23 protein-coding genes are annotated in these 23,883 nt (G+C 39.5%); 11 read left to right on the top strand and 12 right to left on the bottom strand.

The window, feature by feature from the left end:
• Positions 1–65 precede the first annotated feature (65 nt).
• The 5 genes from ASG01_RS12770 to recG all read left to right on the top strand — a co-directional run bounded on the left by ASG01_RS12770 (position 66) and on the right by recG (position 8,090).
• The gene (locus ASG01_RS12770) at positions 66–1,718 is read left to right on the top strand and encodes a peptide MFS transporter (RefSeq protein WP_055864198.1); all 1,653 of its coding nucleotides are present in this window, start codon (positions 66–68) and stop codon (positions 1,716–1,718) included.
• Positions 1,719–1,853: 135 nt separating this feature from the next.
• Positions 1,854–3,575, top strand: a complete 1,722-nt coding sequence (locus ASG01_RS12775; RefSeq protein ID WP_055864200.1) for a peptide MFS transporter — start codon at positions 1,854–1,856, stop codon at positions 3,573–3,575.
• 101 nt (positions 3,576–3,676) lie between these two features.
• Positions 3,677–5,350 (top strand): peptide MFS transporter, encoded by a 1,674-nt coding sequence (locus ASG01_RS12780; RefSeq protein WP_055864202.1) that lies wholly within the window; start codon positions 3,677–3,679, stop codon positions 5,348–5,350.
• 28 nt (positions 5,351–5,378) lie between these two features.
• Entirely contained in the window at positions 5,379–5,912 is a 534-nt protein-coding gene (locus tag ASG01_RS12785; RefSeq protein WP_055864203.1) for a thioredoxin family protein, read from the top strand.
• Positions 5,913–6,005: 93 nt separating this feature from the next.
• The gene (gene recG, locus ASG01_RS12790; protein WP_055864206.1) at positions 6,006–8,090 is read left to right on the top strand and encodes an ATP-dependent DNA helicase RecG; all 2,085 of its coding nucleotides are present in this window, start codon (positions 6,006–6,008) and stop codon (positions 8,088–8,090) included.
• 24 nt (positions 8,091–8,114) lie between these two features.
• Here recG and ASG01_RS12795 read toward each other — a convergent pair whose 3' ends face one another.
• From ASG01_RS12795 to dapA, 4 genes are all read right to left on the bottom strand, one after another.
• Positions 8,115–8,396 (bottom strand): type II toxin-antitoxin system RelE/ParE family toxin, encoded by a 282-nt coding sequence (locus ASG01_RS12795; RefSeq protein ID WP_055864208.1) that lies wholly within the window; start codon positions 8,394–8,396, stop codon positions 8,115–8,117.
• Positions 8,378–8,602: a hypothetical protein gene (locus ASG01_RS12800; protein ID WP_055864209.1), complete on the bottom strand. Its 225-nt coding sequence runs from the start codon at positions 8,600–8,602 to the stop codon at positions 8,378–8,380. The genes ASG01_RS12795 and ASG01_RS12800 overlap by 19 nt, the downstream gene beginning before the upstream one ends.
• A gap of 52 nt (positions 8,603–8,654) precedes the next feature.
• The gene (locus ASG01_RS12805) at positions 8,655–9,152 is read right to left on the bottom strand and encodes a GNAT family N-acetyltransferase (protein WP_055864211.1); all 498 of its coding nucleotides are present in this window, start codon (positions 9,150–9,152) and stop codon (positions 8,655–8,657) included.
• A 330-nt stretch (positions 9,153–9,482) separates the two neighbouring features.
• Complete coding sequence (dapA, locus tag ASG01_RS12810; protein ID WP_055864212.1) at positions 9,483–10,355, bottom strand: 4-hydroxy-tetrahydrodipicolinate synthase; 873 nt, start codon at positions 10,353–10,355, stop codon at positions 9,483–9,485.
• A 104-nt stretch (positions 10,356–10,459) separates the two neighbouring features.
• Between dapA and ASG01_RS12815 the strand changes: the two genes are divergently transcribed.
• The 4 genes from ASG01_RS12815 to recO are packed head-to-tail and all read left to right on the top strand — an operon-like array spanning position 10,460 to position 15,121.
• Positions 10,460–11,218: a 5'-nucleotidase C-terminal domain-containing protein gene (locus ASG01_RS12815; protein WP_082498364.1), complete on the top strand. Its 759-nt coding sequence runs from the start codon at positions 10,460–10,462 to the stop codon at positions 11,216–11,218.
• Complete coding sequence (locus tag ASG01_RS12820) at positions 11,218–12,168, top strand: bifunctional metallophosphatase/5'-nucleotidase (protein ID WP_055864214.1); 951 nt, start codon at positions 11,218–11,220, stop codon at positions 12,166–12,168. The genes ASG01_RS12815 and ASG01_RS12820 overlap by 1 nt, the downstream gene beginning before the upstream one ends.
• A 13-nt stretch (positions 12,169–12,181) precedes the next feature.
• Positions 12,182–14,431, top strand: coding sequence for a T9SS type A sorting domain-containing protein (locus ASG01_RS12825; RefSeq protein ID WP_055864216.1), 2,250 nt, complete (start codon positions 12,182–12,184; stop codon positions 14,429–14,431).
• 3 nt (positions 14,432–14,434) lie between these two features.
• Positions 14,435–15,121: a DNA repair protein RecO gene (recO, locus tag ASG01_RS12830; protein ID WP_055864218.1), complete on the top strand. Its 687-nt coding sequence runs from the start codon at positions 14,435–14,437 to the stop codon at positions 15,119–15,121.
• Positions 15,122–15,124: 3 nt separating this feature from the next.
• On the opposite strand, the gene ASG01_RS12835 is transcribed toward recO, so the two are convergent.
• A complete protein-coding gene (locus ASG01_RS12835) occupies positions 15,125–15,934 on the bottom strand; it encodes a glucose 1-dehydrogenase (protein ID WP_055864220.1) in 810 nt (269 codons plus the stop codon).
• 169 nt (positions 15,935–16,103) lie between these two features.
• Between ASG01_RS12835 and ASG01_RS12840 the strand changes: the two genes are divergently transcribed.
• Positions 16,104–16,532 carry an EamA family transporter gene (locus ASG01_RS12840; protein ID WP_055864222.1) on the top strand — a complete coding sequence of 143 codons (429 nt, stop codon included), beginning with the start codon at positions 16,104–16,106 and terminating at the stop codon, positions 16,530–16,532.
• Positions 16,533–16,541: 9 nt separating this feature from the next.
• On the opposite strand, the gene ASG01_RS12845 is transcribed toward ASG01_RS12840, so the two are convergent.
• The 4 genes from ASG01_RS12845 to ASG01_RS12860 form a co-directional block, all read right to left on the bottom strand.
• Positions 16,542–17,234 carry a DUF1684 domain-containing protein gene (locus ASG01_RS12845; protein ID WP_238584553.1) on the bottom strand — a complete coding sequence of 231 codons (693 nt, stop codon included), beginning with the start codon at positions 17,232–17,234 and terminating at the stop codon, positions 16,542–16,544.
• A 7-nt stretch (positions 17,235–17,241) separates the two neighbouring features.
• A complete protein-coding gene (locus ASG01_RS12850; protein WP_055864225.1) occupies positions 17,242–17,637 on the bottom strand; it encodes a hypothetical protein in 396 nt (131 codons plus the stop codon).
• 28 nt (positions 17,638–17,665) lie between these two features.
• Entirely contained in the window at positions 17,666–19,171 is a 1,506-nt protein-coding gene (gene mqo / locus ASG01_RS12855; protein ID WP_055864227.1) for a malate dehydrogenase (quinone), read from the bottom strand.
• Positions 19,172–19,518: 347 nt separating this feature from the next.
• On the bottom strand, positions 19,519–20,559 hold the full coding sequence (locus ASG01_RS12860) for an NAD(P)H-dependent glycerol-3-phosphate dehydrogenase (protein WP_055864229.1): 1,041 nt from the start codon (positions 20,557–20,559) through the stop codon (positions 19,519–19,521).
• A gap of 218 nt (positions 20,560–20,777) precedes the next feature.
• Between ASG01_RS12860 and ASG01_RS12865 the strand changes: the two genes are divergently transcribed.
• Positions 20,778–21,665, top strand: coding sequence for a M23 family metallopeptidase (locus ASG01_RS12865; protein WP_055864319.1), 888 nt, complete (start codon positions 20,778–20,780; stop codon positions 21,663–21,665).
• Between the two features lie 57 nt (positions 21,666–21,722).
• On the opposite strand, the gene ASG01_RS12870 is transcribed toward ASG01_RS12865, so the two are convergent.
• The 3 genes from ASG01_RS12870 to ASG01_RS12880 are packed head-to-tail and all read right to left on the bottom strand — an operon-like array spanning position 21,723 to position 23,838.
• Complete coding sequence (locus ASG01_RS12870; protein WP_055864231.1) at positions 21,723–22,373, bottom strand: NAD(P)-dependent oxidoreductase; 651 nt, start codon at positions 22,371–22,373, stop codon at positions 21,723–21,725.
• A 52-nt stretch (positions 22,374–22,425) separates the two neighbouring features.
• Positions 22,426–22,836 (bottom strand): Rrf2 family transcriptional regulator, encoded by a 411-nt coding sequence (locus ASG01_RS12875; protein WP_055864233.1) that lies wholly within the window; start codon positions 22,834–22,836, stop codon positions 22,426–22,428.
• Positions 22,837–22,890: 54 nt separating this feature from the next.
• Entirely contained in the window at positions 22,891–23,838 is a 948-nt protein-coding gene (locus tag ASG01_RS12880; protein WP_055864235.1) for a hypothetical protein, read from the bottom strand.
• Positions 23,839–23,883: the final 45 nt, after the last annotated feature.

A 23,883-nucleotide genomic window follows, 5' to 3' on the forward strand; every position in this document is an offset into this window, starting at 1 on the left:
GTGTAAAAATTTTACGACTAAATCAACGATAAAAGTTTATTTTTGGGAAAATTGACAGAAAACTTATGAAAACAAAACACCCAAAAGGCCTTCCCTATCTTTTTTTCACAGAAATGTGGGAGCGTTTCGGCTACTATCTCATTCTCGGAATTTTTGTGCTATACATGATCGACAGCGAAAAGGGCGGACTCGCCTTCGACGATAAAAATGCCGACGATATTTTCGGAACCTTTATTGCGCTGACATATCTGACACCTTTTTTGGGTGGATTTCTAGCGGACCGCGTTTTGGGATATATAAAAGCTATTTACATCGGTGGCGTTCTTATGGGTTTAGGTTATCTCGGTGTGGGTTTTTTTTTAGAATTGCCGCTTTTTTATGCTTCTCTAGCTTTAATTATTATTGGAAACGGTTTTTTTAAACCCAGTATTTCTACGCTTTTAGGAAATTTATACAATGAAGAACCTTATAAAGCCAACAAAGATGCCGGTTATAATATTTTCTACATGGGAATCAACATCGGCGCGTTTGTATGTAATATCATCGCCGCCTTTATGCGGAATAAATATGGCTGGGGACCTGCTTTTATGACGGCAGGAGTAGGCATGTTTGTCGGTTTGCTGGTCTTTACGATTGGAAGACAGCATATTATAAAAGCCAATATTCTAAAACCCTCACAGGAAGGCGATACCAAAATCACCGATATATTGCTTAAAGTTTTTCTGCCGGCAGTTATTTTTGGTCTGATTGGTTGGTTTTTACCAAATGATATTTTTGGAAGCGACAGCACAGATGCATTCATCTTTGCCTGCGTTCCGGTAATATATTTTTATGTGATGCTCTATGTAAAAGCCAATGCGGAAGACAAAAAACCGATCGGAGCATTGCTCGCAATTTTTGCAGTGAGTTTGATGTTTTGGGCAGTTTTCAAGCAAAACGGAACTGCACTCACACGCTGGGCAAATTATTATACCGACCGTACAGTGCCTGCTTCATTAGAAAAACCATTAGAATCTATTTATCTCGTTGATAAAAAAGATTTCCAGGACAAGGAAGTTTCGGTATACGATGAGCAATATCAGGTAAAAAAGAATGCTGTAGGAAAGCCTATAAAAGAACAGGGAAAAGATGTGTATTTCAGAAATGTCAAGCCGGATGATAAGGCAAAACTGGAAGCAAATCCTGCCCAAAAAGTAAATCTTTACAACACCGAATTATTTCAGTCGATCAATCCGGGATGGGTCATTTTGCTCACGCCGGTCGTCGTCGCATTTTTTATGATGCTGCGCCGAAAAGGCAAAGAACCTACAACCCCAACGAAAATTGTGATCGGATTATTTATCAGTGCATTATCCTGTTTAGTAATGGTTGGCGCAGTTTATGCAGGTCAAAACGGCTTGATCAAAGTTTCTGCTTTATGGCTTGTCGCCGCGTACGGTGTGATTACGGTAGGAGAATTATGTCTGTCGCCGATGGGATTGTCTTTGGTCTCAAAGCTTTCTCCGCCGAGATTAACCGCTTTAATGATGGGAGGATTTTTCCTTTCTACTTCAATCGGAAACAAACTTTCAGGGGTATTAGCGAGTTTTTGGTACGATTATGAAAACAAAGCCAACTTTTTTATCGTCAATTGCGGCCTATTACTTTTGGCAACATTGCTGGGTTTACTGATTTTGAAAAGATTAAATAAAATCATGAAAGAGAAAGGCGTCAATTAATTTTAAATCAAAAAAAAACATCATAAAGCTGCAGTTTTCTGTGGCTTTTTTGATTAAAATAAAAAATTAAAACCTTGCTCAAAACGCAAAAAAAACTATATTTGCTAGTCTTAACAAAAAATTAACAGATACAATATGGATACAGCCATTCAGCCAAAAACAAAGCACCCAAAAGGATTGTGGGTTCTATTTGGAACAGAAATGTGGGAGCGTTTCAATTTTTATGGAATGAGAGCATTGCTTACCTTATTTATGGTAAACTCTCTCCTGATTAAAGAAGCAGATGCAGCGATTATTTATGGAGGATTTTTGGCATTGTGCTATCTGACACCGCTTTTGGGAGGTTTTATTGCAGATAAATATATTGGCAATAGAAACGCGATTCTAATTGGTGGAACTTTAATGGCCATCGGCCAGTTGCTTCTGTTTTTCAGTGCATCTACTTTTTCTGCAAACCTTGGTGGTGCAAAAACTTTAATGTGGCTTGCATTATTCATCATCATTTTTGGAAATGGTTTTTTTAAGCCGAATATTTCCTCAATGGTTGGAAGTCTTTACCCGAAACAGGAAAAATCTAAGCTTGATTCTGCATTTACGATCTTCTATATGGGGATTAACATTGGGGCATTTTTAGGACAGTTCATCTGCCCATATCTTGGTGATGTAAAAGATGCTTCTACTGGAGTAAGAGATATTTTTGCTTTCAAATGGGGCTTTTTAGCTGCATCAATCGCAATGCTTGTCGGTACAGTAACGTTTTTTATTCTTAAAAATAAATACGTTGTAACGCCGGAGGGCAGACCGATCGGAGGTTTACCGAAAAACAGTACGCAGGAAGATTTTGAAGAAGGCGAAACACAAACCGCAAAATTCTCAGGAAAAAATATGGGAATTGCTGCTATACTTTTTGTTGTACTTTTCTTCGTTTTCAGATACGTTTTGGTGGCCGAACTTGGTTTCTCATCTGTAGGAATGGGACAGTTAATCAAAGGTCTTATCTATCCTTTCATCTACGCTGCAGGTATTTCTTTGGCATTTTTGATCATGAGTTCTGCAGAGAATAAAGTGGAAAGACAAAGAATCTGGGTAATTTATATCGTATCTTTTTTCATCATTTTCTTCTGGGCAGCTTTCGAGCAGGCAGGTTCATCTTTAACATTTATCGCAGACAATCAAACCGACAGAAATATTTTCGGATGGAATATGCCACCGTCAATGGTGCAGATCTTCAACGGATTATTTGTAGTTCTTTTGGCTTTACCTTTCAGTTTGCTTTGGGATAAATTGAGAGCTAAAGGAAAAGAGCCGGTTTCGCCAATGAAGCAGGCCATGGGTCTTGCTTTAATCGCTTTGAGTTATTTCATCATCGCGTACAACGTAAAAGATTTAGGCAACAGTGGAATGCTTGCGATCAAATGGTTGATCTTACTGTATCTGATCCAGACCATGGGCGAGCTTTGCCTTTCACCAATCGGTTTGTCATTGGTTGGCAAACTGGCTCCAAAAAGATTTGCTTCTTTGCTATACGGTGTATTTTTTATCTCTAATGCTGCAGGTTACGCTTTGGCGGGTTCTTTGGGAGCAATTATACCGGCAACAGGTGATAAATTTGTTAAGGCTGAAAAATTAGGGGTAAATCTTCAGGATGTTTTAGACAAAAAAGTAACGCTTACCGCTCAGCAGGCAGCTTTGTTTGAAAAAGAACAGATTCCAACTGCTAATACGTCATTTGCAGGTGTTGAAATTCACAATTTATTTGAATTTTTCATGGTGTTTGTAGTCCTTTGTGGAATTGCTGCGGTAATTCTGGCATTGCTTTCTCCAAGACTAAAAAAAATGATGAACGGCGTAGGCTAATCAACATTTTATATAAAAACACAACCTCTGATTTTTCAGAGGTTTTTTTCTTTACATTCGTATCTTCTTTTTAATTTAAATTATTACAATTTTAAAAAATCATGAATCTCACCATCGAAGAAATACAAGACTTTAAAGGTAAATATCCCAAGCAGATCTGGAGCCTTTTCTTCTCCGAAATGTGGGAACGTTTCTGCTTCTACGGAATGCGCGGAATGTTGGTTTTCTTCATGATTTCGCAGTTGAATTTCCACGAAAAGGAAGCCAATCTTCAGTACGGTGCGACGCAGGCTTTCGTGTATGCCTTCACTTTCGTCGGCGGTCTTTTTGCTGATAAAATTTTAGGATTCAGGAAATCTCTGTTTTGGGGCGGACTTCTCATGATTGTCGGAAGTTTAATCTTGGCTGCAGATCCGCATCAGTTTTTCTTTTTGGGAATTGCTTTCACCGTTGTTGGAACCGGTTTTTTTAAACCTAATATTTCCTCAATGGTCGGTCAGCTATATAAACCAAATGATTCACGTGCCGACGCCGGTTTTTCACTGTTCTACGCTGGAATCAATCTTGGCGCCCTTCTCGGCGGTTATCTCTGCATCGCGATCGGTAAAGGTGAACTTTTCGCAAACTACATTCCTGAAGCGCTTCGCTGGAATGTGGCCTTTGGTTTCGCTGCAATTGTCATGGTGATAAGTCTGATTAATTTTGTATTTACTCAAAAATCTTTAGGCCCGATTGGTTTAGAACCAAAACTTCCGCAGGCGCTTACGAAAAAAAACGTGAGAAACTTTATCATCGGCGCTGTTTTAATTTTTCTGTTTTTAGGAAGAATGCTCATTCGGTATTTAGACAGCGAAAAAACTTTTGTCACAGGAAATTTACTGATTTTCGCGGCAGTTTTGTTCACGATTATTTATGCAACAATCTGCTATCTTTTCTACAAAGGCGGAAAATCTCTGAAATTTGCCGTTTACATTCTGTCACTGGTTTTTGTACCGATTATTATGCTAATGGTCTCGGTGCCGCAATACACCAATTATTTCATGGCGATCGTCGGTCCGCTTACATTACTGTATCTGTTTTATGAAATGACAAAAGTGACGCCTGCCGAACGGAAAAAACTTTGGGCAGCATTAATTTTCATTTTGTTTTCCATTGTTTTCTGGGGAATTTATGAGCAGAGCGGCGGCTCGTTAAGTATTTTCGCCGCAAAAAACTTGAATAAAGATCTCTTAAATCTCGATCCGAACGGTGTTAATAATTCTGCCGGTGCGTTTTTTATTATCTTTCTCGCTCCACTCGTTGGTCTGTTATGGATTTGGATGAGCAAAAAAAGGATTGAACCCAACACGATTATTAAATTCGGGCTCGGTTTTATATTTCTTGGCCTTGGATATTATGTTCTCTTTGCCACCCGTTTTTTCGCCGATCTGCAGGGGATTACATCATTAAATTTCTTCACCTTAGCTTTACTGATCATCACTTTAGGCGAACTTTGCCTCTCTCCCATCGGACTTTCGATTATGACAAAACTTTCCACCAAAAATCTGCAGGGAATGATGATGGGACTTTGGTTTCTCGCGTCCGCCTACGGACAGTACGTTGCCGGAATCATTGGGGCAGAATTGGCAACCGCCAAAGAAGGTTCAACCAATTACGACGCTCTTTTAGCATACACCGAAGGTTACCGAGATCTGGCCATCTATGCCGTAATCGCCGGGGTGGTATTGATTTTGATCTCCCCACTTGTGAGAAAACTCATGCAGGAAGTAAAGTAATTTTCTGCTAAAACCGTTTTTAAATTTTATGAAAAAGTTTGCAGTCCTCATATTACTTTTAATTTTAAATTTCAACCATGCACAAATACAGTGGATGAGCATCGATCAGGCTCTTGAAGCCCAGAAAACGCAACCCAAAAAAATCCTGATCGATTTCTACGCAGACTGGTGCGGTCCGTGCAAAATCATGGAAAAGAAAACCTACGGAAATACTGTCATCGCATCATTTATTAATGAAAATTATTATCCGGTAAAGTTTAATGCAGAAGAAAAGAAGCAGCTTGAAATCTACGGAAGAAAGTTCTCTAATGAAAATATCTCGCAACGGAAGGGAAGAAATTCTTTGCACCAGTTTACACAATTTATGAATGTAAATGCCGTTCCGAGCACTGTTTTTCTCGATGAAAAAGGCGCACCAATCACGATTCTATCTGGAGAACTGACTGCCGGCGAACTGGAGCCTTATCTTTCGCTCATTTCAAATGACGATTATAAAAAAATAAAAACCCGCGAAGAATGGGAAGGTTATCAGAAAAAGTTTAAATCTAAACTGAAAGATTAGCCTTCAAAAAATCAAAATACATTAAGCTTTCGTCATCGGAAGCTTTTTTAATGCTTTAAAAATGCCGAAATTTACGGTGCTAAATATGATCTTCTGACTTTAGAAACTCCCATAGAATACGTAAAAGGAATCGGTTCCGAACGCGCCAAACTTATTAAAAATGTATTGGGAATTTCGACTGTGGATGATTTTCTTAATTTTTTCCCGATACGGTATTTAGATAAAAGCCAAGTTTTTACCGTTTCTCAATTGCAGGAAACGCCTAATGAGGTTCAGCTTAAAGGAAAAATTATCGCTGTGCAGGAAATCGCCACTGGAAAAATGAAAAGGCTCACCGCGAAATTTCAGGATGCGACAGGCACATTGGATCTGGTTTGGTTTCAATATTCTAAATGGCTCAAAGAGCAGCTTCCGGTGAATCAGGAAGTCTATATTTTTGGGAAACTTAATCTGTTTAATCAGCAGTTTTCGATGCCGCATCCGGAAATTGAAGCGGTAGAAAGTAAAAATAACGACACGCGTCTGCAGCCGCTTTATCCGAGTTCCGAAAAGCTCACGAAACGCGGCATGAGCCAGAAATATTTTCAGAATATTCTGAAAACCATCTGTCGCGAAATTCCGCAGCTTATCGAAGAAAATCTGCCTGAAGAACTGATGAAGTCGATGAAGTTTTTATCACGCCAAAGAACCTATGTTAATATTCATTTTCCTAAAAACCAGCTTTTTTACGAAGCAGCGAACAGACGTCTCAAGTTCGAAGAATCATTCTTTTTTCAGTTGGGATATGCTTTAAAAAAACTGCATCACAAAACGCAGTCGGTGGGAAATCCGTTTTCGATTGTGGGCGATCATTTTGTAGATTTTTACGAAAATCATTTGCCTTTTGAATTGACCAATGCGCAGAAAAGAGTTTTGAAGGAGATAAGAACCGACATGAAAAAGCCCATTCAGATGAACCGTCTTCTGCAGGGCGATGTTGGTTCCGGAAAAACGATGGTGGCGCTTCTGACGATGCTCATCGCGATGGATAACGGTTTTCAAAGCTGCATCATGGCGCCGACAGAAATTCTTGCGCAGCAACATTACAACGGTATTAAAGATCTTTTGAAAGACACGCGGGTAAAAGTAAGTTTACTGACCGGTTCGGTAAAAACTTCCGCAAGAAGAATCATTCACGAAGAACTTGAAAACGGCGAACTTTCGATTCTGGTAGGAACACACGCCGTTTTGGAAGATAAAGTGAAATTTAAAAATCTCGGTCTGGCGATTATCGACGAGCAGCACCGTTTTGGAGTCGCGCAGCGGGCAAAACTTTGGGCAAAAAACAGAATTCCGCCGCATATTCTGGTGATGACGGCAACGCCGATTCCGCGAACGCTGGCAATGAGTTTTTATTCTGACCTCGATGTTTCGGTGATCGACGAGCTTCCGATTGGTCGAAAAGCGATTATCACGGCTCATAGAAAGGAAAAAGACCGCAATTATGTATACCAGTTTTGCCACGAGGAAATCCGGAAAGGTCGCCAGATTTATTTTGTCTATCCGCTCATCGAAGAATCGGAAACTTTGGATTATAAAAATCTCATGGAAGGTCTGGAGCATGTGATGGATAACTTTTCAAATTACAACGTTACAATGCTCCACGGAAGAATGAAACCTGCTGAAAAAGATGCAGCGATGAATTATTTCGCTTCAGGAAATTCACAGATTATGGTTGCGACAACGGTGATTGAAGTGGGCGTCAACGTACCAAATGCTTCGGTGATGGTGATTGAAAGTGCTGAAAGATTCGGGCTTTCACAACTTCATCAGCTTCGCGGTCGCGTGGGTAGAGGCGCCGAGCAGAGCTACTGCATCTTAATGACGTCGGATAAACTCTCGAAAGAAAGCCGCACGAGAATAAAAACCATGACGGAAACCAATGACGGTTTCAAAATTTCTGAGGTTGATATGCAGCTTCGTGGTCCGGGAGATATTTTGGGAACGCAGCAAAGTGGCGTGGTTGATTTCAAAAAACTGGATCTTGTAAACGATGGTGAAATTATCCAGATTACTAAAAAATTGGTGGAAAAAATCTTAGAAATCGATCCTCATCTTACAAGAATTGAGCATCAGATCATAAAAAATTTTTACTTAAAAAATTATAAAGGGAAAAATAAGTGGAGTAAGATATCGTAACAATAATTAAAAACTCCTCTTTGTTTATAAATCTCTCCTACCGTCCCAGATAGAAAGAACCTTAATCTGAACGTCCGAAAAATCGTAAAACATCAGATAATTTCTAACAATTTTTACTCTGCCATCTTTCAAATCTGTTTCACGCCCAATTTTCGGGTTATCTGCAAGTTGCTTAAGAGTCTTAATGAAAAGTTTGTTCAACTTAACACTGTAAGTTTTTGATTTATTATTTTCAATCCAAAACTTAAGAATTTCTTTCCTTTCAGAATTTGCTTCCTTTGTCCAAATTATTTTTCTTGAAGCCATTTTTCAATTTCATTATTTGCTTCATCTTCTGTAAGAATTTCATCATTTTGAGCTTTTAAAAGTCTCTCTCTCTGCTCATCGCTTAACTGAAAAATGGATGAATCCTGTTCGAAATCTAAGAAACTTGTAATTTCGTCTATGAGTCGAGATTCTTTCAGATTTGCGATTCGATTGATCAAAGCTAATTTAACTTCTGCTGCATTCATGGTTTTATTATTTGTTCAAATTTACAAATTATGTGAAAACGTAATCAACATCTTATATATATTTCTCCATCAGATAATCATCCATTAAAAAGTCTTCTCCAATGTCAAAAACGCCTTCATCATACACTTTGTAACCTTGTGATTCATAAAAGCTTTTTGCCGGATTATACTTATTCACGTTTAAAATAATTCGGCTGTCGCCGCTGGCTTTGGTTTTCTCCGCTAAAAATTCGAGGGCTTTTTTTCCCAGACCTTTACCTTTACTTTCCGGTACGAGATACAGGCGGTGAAGTTTGGTCGTGTTTTCTTCGTAATGATTTTCATAACCGACAAATCCGTCATAAATATTTGAAATTTCATCATAAATCAGGAAATAATGATAATCCGGATTTTGCATCTGCGCAGAAATTTCTTCTTCAGAATACATCGTATCGAGCATATATTTCATCTGTTCTCCCGACAGAATTTCGGCGTACGCGTTTTCCCACGACCTTTTCGCCAGATCTTGGATCAACGGAATATCTTTTTCTGTTGCTTTGATTATTTTCATGATAAATCTGTTTTATTTCTTAATTTTCGCGCTTGCTGGCTCATTTCTGCGTTTACTGATTCATTTCCGCGCTTGCTGATCCATTTCCGCGGCTTGCTGACTCATTTCTGCGGGTTGCTGATCCATTTCCGCGGCTTGCTGATCCATTTCTGCGGTTGCTGATCCATTTCTGCGGGTTGCTGACTCATTTCCGCGGCTTGCTGATTCATTTCCGCGACTTGCGGTTTGTTGTCTTCGTTTTAAAATAAAAAAGTGAAAAGCATCAATCCTTTCACTTTTAATTTTATTACTGTACTTAAAAATTCATAATTGACTCATTGACAGTTCATTTTAAATATTCTTCATTTCCGCTTTAATTTTTGCGTGAAGTCCTTCTGATGCCGGAATAAGAGGAAGTCTGAGATAATTTTGAATAATTCCCATCTCACTCAAAACTGCTTTTATACCACCTGGATTTCCTTCTGCAAAAATAAGTCGGGTCATTTCTACCAATCTGTTATGAATGTTGTACGCTTCGTCTACTTTTTTCTCAAAACCGAGCTTCACCATCGTAGAAAATTCTTTTGGATACGCCTGCCCGATTACTGAAATCACTCCTGCTCCACCAGCCAGCGTAACGGGAAGTGTAAATTCGTCGTCACCAGAAACCAGATTAAATCCTTCCGGTTTTTTTCGCAGAATATCGAAATACTGAAGAATGTTTGGAGCGGCTTCTTTTATTAAAAATAAATTGGGGAATTCATTGGCCAGGCGGAGCGTGGTTTCGGCCTCAATATTTTGTCCGGTGCGTGACGGAACATTATAGATAATTATATTTTTACCCGTCGAAGCAAGCATTTTATAATGCTGATAAAGCCCTTCCTGATTGGGTTTGTTGTAATAAGGCGACACCGAAAGAATGGCTGCAAATTCTGATAAATCGGTTTCCTCGATCTGTTTTTTCACCTCAAGTGTATTGTTTCCGCCGATTCCCAAAACCAGCGGAATGCGCTTCGCATTTACTTTAATTATATGAGCAATTATCTGTTTCTTTTCATCGCCGGAAAGTGTGGCGGCTTCTGCAGTCGTCCCTAAAACCACGAGATAATCGGTCCCGTTTTCAATATTATGGTTGATAAGTTTCGTCAGGCTGTTAAAATCTATCGATAAATCTTCGTTGAAAGGCGTAACGAGTGCTACACCAAGACCTTTTAAAATGCTCATTTTGCTGAATTATTTTATTCAAAAGTAATAATTTACCGCAAGAATTTAGAATAATAAACTCATTTTATTCTGCATATAATTATATTTGCATTATACTAGAAAATATGTTGAGAAGTAGATTTTTATGGATTATCAGTGCTTTGAGTTTGCTCAGCGCCTGCAAAACCTCATCTCTGAAGGTAGCAGACGTGAAGACTCAAAACAACATTTCCATAAATGCGGAGATTAAAGATGAGCCAACGTTTACCAGTTTTATCGAGCCTTACAAGAAAAAACTGGATCTGGAAATGAATCAGAAAATTTCTTCAACTCGCGTAGATCTGACAAAATCGGGCGACAACAGCAACCTTGGAAATCTATTGGCTGATTACACCTTCGACGGCGCTGATAATTGGGCCAAAAAAAATCTGAATATCAGTATTGATGCAGCTTTAATCAACATTGGCGGCATCCGTACAACTATTGGGAAAGGTGATATTCTACTGCGAAATGTTTATGAAGTGATGCCCTTCGAAAATGAGGTGATCATTATGAAAATGAAAGGTGCAGATATGCAGGGTTTATTTGATTATTATGCTAAAAATGAAGTCAATAATCCCGTTTCCCATCTGTATATTGAAACTGAAAATCATCAGCTGACAAAATCGCTCATTAGCGGAAAAGCGGTTGATCCAAATAAAACCTATTATATCGCAACCTCAGATTATCTCGCGCTTGGCGGCGATAATATGAAGTTTTTCAGCAAAGGAGAATACATTGCGACAGGCATTAAACTGCGCAATCTGTTCATAGAATATTTTAAGAAAAACGCCGACATCAACCCGAATGAAGAGATTCGTTTAAACTTTATTGAAAAGAAATAATGGACAGAAAAAGTTTTTTGAAAACAGTAGCAGGCGGAACTTTAGCAATGTCTCTGGCGCCAAATCTAATGATGGCCGAAAATCTGTCACAAAATTACGGGAAAGCATCTTCGAAACTTACAATTCTCCACACCAACGACCAGCACAGCAGAATTGAACCTTTTGATGCGAGCTATACTAGAAACCCAAATCAGGGAGGTTTTGCAAGGCGTGCAACTTTGATTGAGCAGATCAGAAAACAGGAAAATAATCTTTTGCTGCTCGATTCCGGAGATATTTTTCAGGGAACACCGTACTTCAATTTTTTTGGCGGTGAGCTTGAATTTAAATTAATGTCGATGATGAAATATGATGCTTCCACAATGGGAAATCACGATTTCGACAATGGTTTGGACGGATTTTTAAAAGTTTTGCCAAACGCTAAATTTCCATTTATCTGCTCCAATTACGATTTTAAAAACACTGTTTTAAATGGGAAAACTGAAAACTATAAAATTTTCGACAAAAACGGAATCAAAGTGGGAATCTTCGGTGTCGGTATAAAACTCGACGGTTTGGTGGGCAAAAAGCAATATCTTGAAACCGAATATTTAGATCCGGTTGAAACCGCGCAGCATTATTCCAATTTTCTGAAAAACGAAAAAAAATGCGATCTTGTGATCTGCCTTTCACACATCGGTTATGATTATCGCGGCGAACCGGAAAAGATCTGCGATAAAATTCTGGCGGCCAAAACAGAAAATATCGATTTGATTTTGGGCGGTCATACGCACACTTTCCTTCCCGCGCCGGAAACTTATACGAACAGACAAGGCAAAAACGTTTTGGTAAATCAGGTTGGCTGGGCAGGTTTGCTGCTTGGACGCATCGATTTCTTTTTTGATTCTAATAAAAATGTACAACAGATTACCTGGAATAATCAGGCAATTGATAGCAGCATCACTGCATAACAGAAAATCACACATGAAAAAATTCTCTATCGTTTCTCTCGGCATTCTGGCTTCTTTCCAGTGGATGAATGCACAGAATATTACCTCAAAAAAGTGGGCTGATATTTTTTCTTACAATAATGTTTTGGCCTTAAAGGAAGATAACGGAAAAATCGTTGCCGCGACCGAAAACGGAATTTTTTACTACACCATCGCATCAGGAGAAGTCAGCAAACTCAGTAAAGCCAATGGTTTACATGATGTCAAAATTTCTGCTTTTGACTACAATCCGCAGACGAAGATCGGTTTGGTCGGCTACCAAAACGGTTCTCTCGACGTGATTACGCCTCAGGGAATTTTTTACATTGTAGATATTCCGATTGCGACAGGCTATAACGGAAGCAAAAAAATCAATCATATTTCGATCACGGGCGACCGGGCTACGGTTTCTGTTGGCTATGGCGTTTCTATTTTTAATTTAACAAAAAGGGAATTCGGTGATTCTTCGTTTTTCCTTACGCCCGGCGGTTTTCAGGCCAGCAACGAAGCGACAATTATCGGGAACAAAGTCTATTCAGCAACAAATAACGGCTTGAAAAGTCATGAACTGAATGTGACATTTCCAGTTTTTTCAACCTGGACAACCGATGCGCCAGGAGCTTTTACCAACATCGATTCTGAAAGCATTCTCGCCTATTCATCCGCGACAAACGTTTTTATTCTAAATAATAATGTTCCGGTTTCTTTAAGCACAAGCTTTGCTGGTGTGCGCGATTTGGTGACAAATACAGATAATATTATTGTGACCGATGCCGCCAGAATTTACACTTTTGGTCTTACCGGAAATCTTTTAGGCTCTGTAGCTTTAGGCGAACAGTGCAATACGGCGACACGGGTTGGCGGTAAAATTTTTGGCGGAACTGTTCTTTCGGGAATCAAAAACGAGGATAACATTTCTTTCCGGCCAGAGGGACCATATTTCAACGATTCGTATAAAATGAGATTGCTGAATGATAATAAAATCTTGGTGTCAACCGGAATTCGCGCAAACGGCTATAATGAGCCTCAGCCAAATGCTAAAAATCCTGGATTTTACTATTTTACGGGAACCGAATGGGTGTATCCTTCCATTTTCGTCGGAGGCACAACCGTTTTTAACGTAGTTGATGCTTTCGCAGATCCGGCGAATAATAATGATGTCTTTTTTACCAATTACAACAATGCGGCAGGTCACGGAATTTATAAGATGCGCTTCAACAGCAGCAACAAAAATTTTGATTTCCTGAAATTATACGATCTCGCTGCGTCCAATAATTTTGACCGCCGTCCCGTAGGATTTACCGCAGATGAACAGAATAATATTTTTTGCTCAGTGGCTTTTGTAGATGCCAGCAGCGGTTTGGCAGTTTACGACCGTGCTGCAGACAATTTTCTTCTTAAAGATTTAAATGCCAGCGCCGGTATTCAGTTTCCTACTTACGTGAACGATCTGATGTGGATTCCGATTCCGAGATCGACCAATTTCATGGTGTACGATACCAAAAAAACAGCTACTTTTTCAGATGATTCTCAATATTATTTAGACCAAACCAATAATCTTCCGGCGAACACCATTTCTTTTGCAATGGATAAAGAAGGCGATGCTTGGATTGGTACAGAATCCGGAATCCGTATTTTGCCAGATGCCGCTTCTGCTGCTAAAACAGATCCCAATCTTGAAGCTATTGTCATCGAGCAAAACGGAATTGCCGAGGAACTTTTCAGAAACTCTGTGATTTTACATATTGAAGTCGATGGCGGAAACCAGAAATGGGTTTCTGTAGAAGATGGCGGCGTCTATTATCTTTCCGAAGATGGTCAACGGGTTATAAAACGCTTTACAAAAGACAATTCTCCGCTTCCGACAAACTCTGTTACCGATATCAAGATCGACAAAAAAACCGGCAAGGTATATTTTGTGACTTTCCAGGGAATTGTAACTTTTCAGGGTGATGTTGCCGACGTTACTTCCAATTTCGGAAATGTTTTGGTATATCCGAATCCGGTTGTGTATTCTCAGTTTAAAGGGAAAGTGACAATTAAAGGTCTTGCTGAAAAAACCAATATCAGAATTACAGACGCTGCGGGTAACATCGTTCATTCGGCGGTTGCCAGATCAGGTTATTACGAATGGGATCTTAACAATCTGCGCGGCGCAAGAGTTGCTTCAGGAATTTATTTTGTTTTAATGACCAACGAAGATGGCAGCGATAAAGCCACAGCAAAAATTGCGGTTGTAAATTAATAAATGACTTCTCAAAATGCTTTTTTACTTTCGTTTTTGAAATATGGCGAAAACGATGCTATCCTGCACTGTTTCACCGAAGAAGATGGTTTTCAGTCATACTTCCTCCGCGGAATTTATACGCAGAAAAATAAGAAACGCGCTTTTTTGCTTCCGCTGAATCATCTTTTTTTCTCTGTAAGAACGGCAAAAAGCGGAAGTATGCAGACTATTTCCCGATTCGAAACACTTTCAGTACAGGATTTTTACAGTGATATTAAAATCAATACCGTTGTTTTTTTTGTCGCAGATTTCCTTCATCAAATTTTAAAGGATGAAAATAAAAATCTGTTAATTTTTGAGAATATCGAAGAATTTAGTGAACAGCTGAACCAGAAAAACTACCGTGCGCATCTTATTTTTTTAATAAAAATTCTGATGATCAATGGCGTCGCACCACTTCCCGGAAACGGAGATTTTTTAGATCCCGAAACCGGAACTTTCAGAACTTCGCAAGTGCATCCGCTTTTTAATGTAGAAATATCTTTGCTCTGGAAAACTATTATTTCAAAAAATGGAAATTACAGCATCAAAATTCCACCGAAGATTCGGCGTGACTTTTTAGACAGTCTGATGGTATACTATCATTATCACGTCCCGGAATTTAAAACTCCTGTTTCGCTGGAAGTGATTCAGCAGATTTTTGAATAAAATTTATCCATTTCCGTCAAAACTCTCCAGACTCGTCATGCCGCCATCCACAAAAATACTCGCGCCGCTGATATAATCGGCAAGATCGCTGGCAATGAAAACCGCTAAATTACCAACATCTTTCGGCGTTCCAATTCGGTTATACGGTATTAATTCCATCAGAGAATCTCGTGCTTCTTCAGTTTCCCACGCCTCTTTATTAATAGGTGTTTTAATCGCACCCGGACCAATCGAATTCACACGAATTTTCTCTGCACCGAATTCCTGTGCGAGCGTCTGCATCAGCATTTTTAAAGCACCTTTGCTCGCAGCATAATTCGCTCTTCCTGCCCAAGGAATAATCTCGTGAACCGACGAAATATGGATAATTTTTCCGCATGCAACAGATCTTGAAGTATCAATTCCCCTACGGAGAAATTCTTTAATCGCTTCACGTGCGCACAAAAACTGTCCGGTAAGGTTTACGTCAATCACTGCATTCCAGTCGTCCAGCGTCATTTCGGTAAATTTTGCATCTTTCTGAATGCCCGCATTATTAACAAGAATATCTACTGTTCCGTATTTCTCAACAACTTCAGCAAACATTGCAATTACTTCTTCTTCTTTCGACACGTCACAGCGAATCACCATTCCATCGCCGCCAGCTTCTTTTATCTCCTTTAAAACTTCGTGTGCACTTTCTGTAGATTTTTCCGACGAATGGTTGATTATTACTGTTGCACCAGCTTCCGCCATACATTTTGCAATGCCGATTCCGATTCCGCTTGAAGCACCTGTGATAATCGCCACCTGATTTTTTAAAGAAACTTCCATAGACTTTTGTTTTTTTGTTCGTTAATTGCCTGAAACTTTCTTGCCAAACTTACCACCGCAAAACAGTAGACCGACTAAATTCACAATTAATTTATACAAAGCCTCACTAAATTTTTGAAACCGTTTCTTTGGGCTGTCTTTTGCTTGGCTATCGCCAGAAATCAGTAATATGTGGATACTTTGGGCAGTTTTAGCGGCGGTTTCCGCAGCGTTGGTAGTAGTTCTTACAAAGGCCGGACTCAAAAATGTAGATTCAAGTCTGGCTTTCGCAATTCAGGCAATCTTGATTTTAGCCATTACGTGGTCAGTTGTTTTATTCCAGGGCAATTTTACAGAAATTAAAAATATTGAGCGCAACGCGTGGATTTTTCTCCTCGCAGCTGGCGTTTTCACGTCACTTTCCACTCTTTTTTCTTACAAAGCACTTTCAACAGGCAATGCATCATATGTAGCAACCATCGAACGGACTTCCCTGGTAATCACCATTATTTTATCGATTATCTTTTTAAAGGAAAAACTCACATGGCAACTCGTAGTAGGCGGAACTGTAATGATCGCAGGCGCCGTACTTATTTCGTTTTCTGGAAACGAAAAATAATTTTGAATTTTAATGATGATAAACGTCATCATACATTACGCCGGCACGGATTTCTGCATCCATTTTATTTTCCGCAGGAACAATAGGGCAGTTGTAATCATACGCATTGTACGCACAATATGGCTGATACGAAAGATTAAAATCCAGAACAATCATGTCGCCTTCAGGAATTTTCAAATCTAAATATTTTCCGCCGCCATAAGTTTCTTTCCCGTTGGTGAGATCGCGAAAAGGCAGAAATAAATGATCGCGGTACTCTTCCGTTTTCATTAAATCTAAACTCTGATAAATATTCACCGTAAGAGGTTTTCCACCAAGTAAAAACGTCGCTTTCCCGTATTCCTGATAAGATTTTGATTTGCCGGAAGAAGTCGGCAGTTCAAAAGGCACGGGATTTTTATTTTTCTCAAACTTAGCCGTGACGCGGTATTTCAGATCAATCGGGAAAAACGGATGACCTTTAAACTTCCTAAAATTATCACCGCGCAAAGGCGTTTCTTCAGCATTAAGGTATTCTTCATTTAAATCTACCTGAAACTTTTTAATCTCGCTGATTGTATTTGAATGATCATTTTTTGGCGAAACTGAATCGGCTTCTACAACTGTGATCGTTGGAGGCTGGTGAATTTGCTTTTTCTTGTTTTGAGAATAGGCAGACAGTGACACTATGATAAAAAAGATAGATAAAAGATTTCGCATCATGTAATAATTATTCTGAGATTTTTATTCTGTAAATGTCCGAAGAGTTTCTTTTAATTGAGTTCACAAAAAAACCGCCTTCTTCAGGTATAATTTCTTTAAAATCAAAAACGCTGCATTCTTTTGGCAAGCCGGAAAAAATTAAGGTAAACCAAAAATCCCGCATGAACGGAACGACCGTCCAGTCTGGAAAAATACTGATATTTTCTGCATGCAGCAATCTGCTGTGATGGCCGGAATTCCTGTCGATCAAAACCGTAGAATTCCATATTCTGATGAGGTTACCAAACATTGGCGAAGCGGGAAAACAGCAATGCACAATAACCTGTTTTTCTTCATCAAATTTAGCTTTTAAAGATTCTAAAATCTCTGTGGCAATAATCGGTTTGGTAAGAACTTCAGACATTCTGGCGATACTTATATTTTAATTAAAATTACATTTTCAGAGAAAGTTTCTCCTTGCTGCGCGCGCGTACTTTCTCGGTAAGTTCTCTGTTTTCGGCTAATTTCTGACCGTAAGAAGGGATAATTTCCAGAAGTTTTTCGCGCCATTCGCTGTTCATTTTCTCAGGAAAACAACGTTCAAGAACATTCAGCATGGCAAAAGCTGCGGTTGAAGCACCGGGAGAAGCACCCAAAAGTGAGGCGATCGTTCCGGATTTATTCACAACGACTTCAGTTCCAAATTCAAGTTTCCCACCGTATTTTTCGTCTTTTTTAATGATCTGTACGCGCTGTCCGGCAACTTTCAGCTCCCAGTCTTCTTCTTTTGCATCTTTTACAAACTCACGAAGATGCTGTATGCGCTGCGCTTTGGTCATCGCCACCTGCTGAATGAGATATTTCGTCAGCGGAATATTATGCCACCAGGCGCCGAAGAGCGATTTTATATTTTTAAAGTTGACACTTTCCGGCAAATCAAGATAACTTCCTTCCTTCAAAAACTTGCTTGAAAAACCTGCAAACGGGCCAAAAAGTAAAGCTTTCTCACCATCAATAATCCTCAAATCGAGATGCGGAACCGACATTGGCGGCGCATCAACTGTTGCCTGCGTATACACTTTCGCTTCATGTTGCGCAACCATTTCCGGATTATGCGTCACAAGCCATTCCCCAGAGACAGGAAATCCGCCATAGCCTTCACTCTCTTTAATATCCGAACTTTCGAGCAGCGGAAGCGCGTAACCGCCGGCACCGATAAAAACAAAATCGGCCAAAACTTCCTGACGGTGACTGTGGATGCGGTCTTTGATCATCATCTCCCACTTTCCGTCTTCGCGCGGATCAATATCTTTCACCTCATGATAGAGAAAAACTTCAACATTTGAGTCTTCGGTTAAATGCTTCGCCATCTTTCGCGTAAGCGCCCCAAAATTGACATCGGTGCCGATTTCCATTCTGGAAGCCGCCATTTTTTCGCTTTCGTTACGCTTTCGCATAATCAAAGGAATCCATTCGCGAAGCTGGCTGTGATCTTCAGAAAATTTCATTCCGGCAAAAAGCGGCGATTCTTTCATTGTCAGATAACGCTTTTCGAGATAATCGGCATCTTTTTCACCAAAAACCAAACTCATGTGCGGGCACGTATTGATGAATTCTTCAGGTTTATCGATATAATTTTTATCAATTAAATACGACCAAAACTGTTTTGAAATTTCAAACTGCTCGGCAATACTTTCCGCCTTAGAAATATCGATGCTTCCGTCTTCCTTCTGCGGCGTATAATTCAGTTCACAAAAAGCGGAATGCCCCGTTCCGGCGTTGTTCCAGGCGGCAGTACTTTCTTTGGCAAATCTGCCGAGGCGTTCAAAAACAGCGATATCGAGATTGGGATCAAATTCGTGTAAAAGTGTGGCGAGCGTGGCGCTCATAATGCCGCCGCCGATCAGCACAACATCATATTTTGGCTTTGGCGTACGGCGGAATATCGATTGAGACATGCAGTAAATTTTCTATCTAATTTCGGGAAAACTTTCGGTTTCCGGTGTCTGTTTAATATTATTTAACATCAATAATAAACATAAAAAAAACCGGAAAACTTCCCGGTTTTTATATTTTGAACTATTCATTATATCTGTCTTAAAAAAACCTTTGCGAAAGCCGATCATTAGTGCTCTTACAAAAGGTACTGATCATTTAAGCAAATCGTCACTATCTTTTACCTAACTCGTCAGTACCTTTTACCTAACTCGTCAGTACCTTTTCTGTTAATCATCGAAAGGTTTTAAATTAAGAACTTTGCAGGTCGATTTTGATAACCGAAATCGATATTAAAACTCAACTTTAATTAATTCAGTTTTGCCGTAAGTTTTTTAAACTGTTTCTCTGCATTTTTTCCTTCATACAGAATGCCGTAAACGGTATCGATAATCGGAAGTTTCAGGCCTTTCTGCTTTGCTGTTTTATAAATAGAATCTGCCGCGTAATAACCTTCTGCCACCATATTCATCGACTGAATGGCAGATTTTACGGTGTAACCTTTACCGATCAGGTTGCCGAGATTCCGGTTTCTGGAGAAAAGTGAATAGGCAGTTACCAGTAAATCGCCGAGATAAGCGCTCTCATTCACGTCGCGTGGCGATTCATAGATTGATTCAAGGAAAATCTCCATCTCGCGGATCGCGTTAGAAACAAATACCGCCGTGAAGTTGTCACCATAGCCAAGTCCGCTTGCGATGCCCGCACCTACCGCAAAAATATTCTTTAAAATCGCACTGTACTCGTTTCCTAAAATATCGCGGCTGGAATTTACTTTAATGAAATCTGAACTGAAAATCTCCTGAAGCCTCTGCGAAACTTCATCTTCCACCGTCGCGATCGTGAGGTAAGAAAGCCTTTCCATCGCTACCTCTTCTGCGTGGCAAGGCCCAGCGATCACTGCCTGATTTCGGAACCCAATCTGAAATTCCTGCTTCAGATAATGCGCCACGACATCATTCACTTTAGGAATAATCCCTTTTATCGCGGACACAAAAATCTTGTCTTTGCAGTCGGCAGTCAGTTTATCCATCATATCCGAAAGATAAATGGAAGGCGTTGCCAAAACGATGATGTCGCAGACAGAAACCAGCTCGTTGATATCGGTGGTAAGTTTTAGATTTTTAAGATTGAAATTAACGGCCATCAGATAATTCGGGTTGTGACCCCGAAGCTCAATGGCACCTTTCACAAATTCGCTGCGCACGCACCAATGCACGGTTTTGCAGTTTTCTACAAGCATTTTCACAATTGCCGTCGCAAAACTTCCGCTGCCTACAACGCCAACCGCAGTTTCGTTTTTCGCCTTTCTGGAAGATTGATTCTCAGGATCTGTTTTCTTTTTCGACATAATTTGAATCTGTTGCAAATATATATTAAACTCTCAGCCAACAGAAATTATACCAAGCAAATATTACGTATTTGTTACACCATGTACGACAAGGCAATTTTGTACCATATTTTGCGTTTAAGGTTAAATAAAATATAAAATCTACCATCAAACTTGTGAAAAATTATTTTTCCTTAAATTTGCAGCTTCAAAATTCAAAAATAATTTCAGATACCGCAATGAAGAAATTCTTTCAAAACAGAAAAAAAGTAAATACGTTATTGGCTATTTTGTTAGCCGTAGTTTTTACACAAAGTATTTTAATTGCCAGTTTATATGCAAGAAAAGACGATAAGAATTATGAGGTAAATCTCGTGCAGATAAACACTCAGAAAGACAGCATAGATTATCTTAAAATGAAAACCGACCTGAATGTAGTCGACCATACGATCGGAGAACTTAATTCTTTTTTAAAATCTAAAAATATACAAAGCGAGCGGCTGATGATGCTGGATCACGACAGTCTCTCAAACTCTGTTTATCTGGCAAAACAGGCAAACCGATACAGTCAGTATTTGGTAAATCTTCAGCAGAAACTTCTGCAGGTGCCTTTGGGAATGCCTACGGAAGGTTATATCTCGTCAAATTTTGGCGTGAGGAAAAACCCTATTCCTGTGAAGATGGTTTACGCTTCAGTTTTACCGCTTGGAAATGCAAAAACAGAAAATACTGAAGTTCCAACTGCAGATGTGAAAACTCCGGATGTGAAAGAAAATGTGGCTAAAACCAATGCTGCACCTGCAGAAGCAGACCAGATGCAGTTTCATAAAGGATTGGATATTGCCGTGGCTTTTGGTTCGAATGTAATTGCAACCGCAGCGGGGAAAGTTATTTTTTCTGGACAGAAAGGAGGTTATGGAAACTGCGTGATTGTTTCTCACGGAAATGGTCTTGCAACACTTTACGGACATTTGTCTGAGCTGATCGCTAAAACGAATGATGAGGTGAAAGTGGGTCAGGTAATTGCAAAATCCGGAAACTCAGGGAGATCTACCGGACCGCATCTTCACTATGAAGTTCACAAAAACAATAATCCTGTAAATCCTAAACTTTTTATGAATTTATAGAAATTATGAAAAAATAAAATTACGGCGGCACCTTCGGTGCCGCCGTAATCAATTCCTTTAGTATGCGGCCGTAAAACGTTCGCGAATGTGATTATTCTGCTCCAATTCATCGACAAGCGCGACCGCGACATCCTCCACCGACAGAATACTTCTACCATTTACATCAAAGACCGGATTTTCCAGCGCTGTACGGTATTCTCCCGTTCGCACGCCTGCAGTTCCCTGATGCATTTCGATGGCCGGACTGAAAAATGTCCAATCCAGCGTGTTATTCTTTTTAATTTCATTTAGATAATCACGCGCTGCCAATGCTCCAGGTTTGATATCAGCGGGAAAATCTGCTCCATCAACAATCTGTTTTCCGTCTACAAATAAACTTCCGGCACCTCCAATCGTAATAAAACGTTGGACTCCGGCTTTCTCTACCGCTTTTTCAATATTCTGACTGCCTTTTAAAAAATCATCATAAAGATTCGGATTCGTCCAGCCTGCATTGAATGCGTTTATTACTGCATCGCTTCCTTTTAAAACGTCTGCCAAAACATCCACGTTATTGACATCTGCAATATTTGCATGCACATTTTCATTATGCTCTACTTTTGAAGAATCTCTGGCGATCGCATTCACCGAATATCCACGGTCTGCTAATTCCTTAACCAAGTGTTTGCCAACAAAACCGGTGGCGCCAATTACTGCTACTTTTTTCATTTGTTTTGATTTAAATTGTAATATTTATTGTTACATTAATGTTTAAAATTTTTTATCTGAAAGTTTCAGCAAAATCATGGAGCAATTTTTTATTCAGAAAAGAATTCACCATAGAATCAGTTTCAGTAAAAAGCTGCTCAAGTTGTACATTGATATCTCTGCCTACAGGACATTTCGGATTGGGATTTGAATTTTTCCTTCCCAAAACTTCGGTATTTTTCACGGCTGCAAAAATATCACCCATACTTATTTCTTCAGCCTTTTTTGCCAGCATACTACCACCCTCTTTTCCTTTTCGGCTGGCAATGAGACCTGCAGATTTTAAAACACCAATTTCTTTACGAATCATCGCAGGATTTGAATTCAGGCTGCCAGCAATCCATTCTGAAGTGAGCCATTCATCCGAATATTTTGCCAGAAGAGTCATGATGTGAATCGCAGTTGCAAACCGTGTATTGCTCATAATTTTTTCAAAGATACAAATTAATGTAATATATTTTATTACAATTAAAAAATTTTATAAAATCAATTTATCAAGATCCAGCAAAAGATAGTTAATTGTCTGATTAATTGTGCGTGTTGCCGACTGCATTTGATTAAGCATAGCCGCCCGAATCTGCAGATCTTTAGAAAAATACATTCCTCCATCACTAAAAATAACCGAACTATCTGCCCGTTTTTGATCATCATCAAACTGATAATGCAGCCAGCCGGCTTTTATACTTTCTATTGCCGCAACATTATCTCGGCTGAAGCGTGGCTCGGTGTACATATACCAGATAAATGGAGGAAAATTTGTAGATGTAAGTTTCTCATTCCAGATGTCGCTAAGTAAGTTTCTTTTGTGAATAAACTCTACCTTTTTTCCTTTCGGATCTAAAGTGGCGAGACCAAAAGCCGCTCCCAATCCACCTCCTGAAACATCGATTACTCTACTCCAGCCATCATTTGTCACAATTCCTCCGGCAATTGAAGCTGCCGCGCCTGTAATGACCGAAAACAAAATCAGACGCTTATTCCGTACGTCATTCAAATTGTCTACATAGCCTTCAACCTGTTCTACTCTCTCACCTTCACAGTCAAATTCGGCTGCGACAGCATCCAGTTCGCTGAGTGCAAGTGTGATTTTACTGTTGATTTTCATTTTCAACTGCAACACTTTTACCTGCGCGCTGAGATCCTGCTTTTTCTTCTGATCGATAATCTCGTTCACTTCATCCAGATTTCCCAAAGCATTAAGCATCAAAATACTTTGATCAGAAAAATTAGCTTTCAGATTGCTGTTCGTCAGCAAAATCGAATCAGAATTATACGAAGGCAGTTTTTCATCATAATTATAATGAAAAGGCGCCTTGCAATAGCTGTCGCGCAGTGTAAGAATATTTTGCCTGATCGCAAGATTTTTCTTTGAAACACAGGATGTGCTCAAAAAGACCAACAGTGAAAGCAACAAAATTTTCTTCATCGTGTTAAAACAAAAATCACCCGACCAAAGATCAGGTAATTGAGT

Source organism: Chryseobacterium sp. Leaf180 (assembly GCF_001424585.1).
In the GTDB taxonomy this organism is placed as follows: domain Bacteria; phylum Bacteroidota; class Bacteroidia; order Flavobacteriales; family Weeksellaceae; genus Chryseobacterium.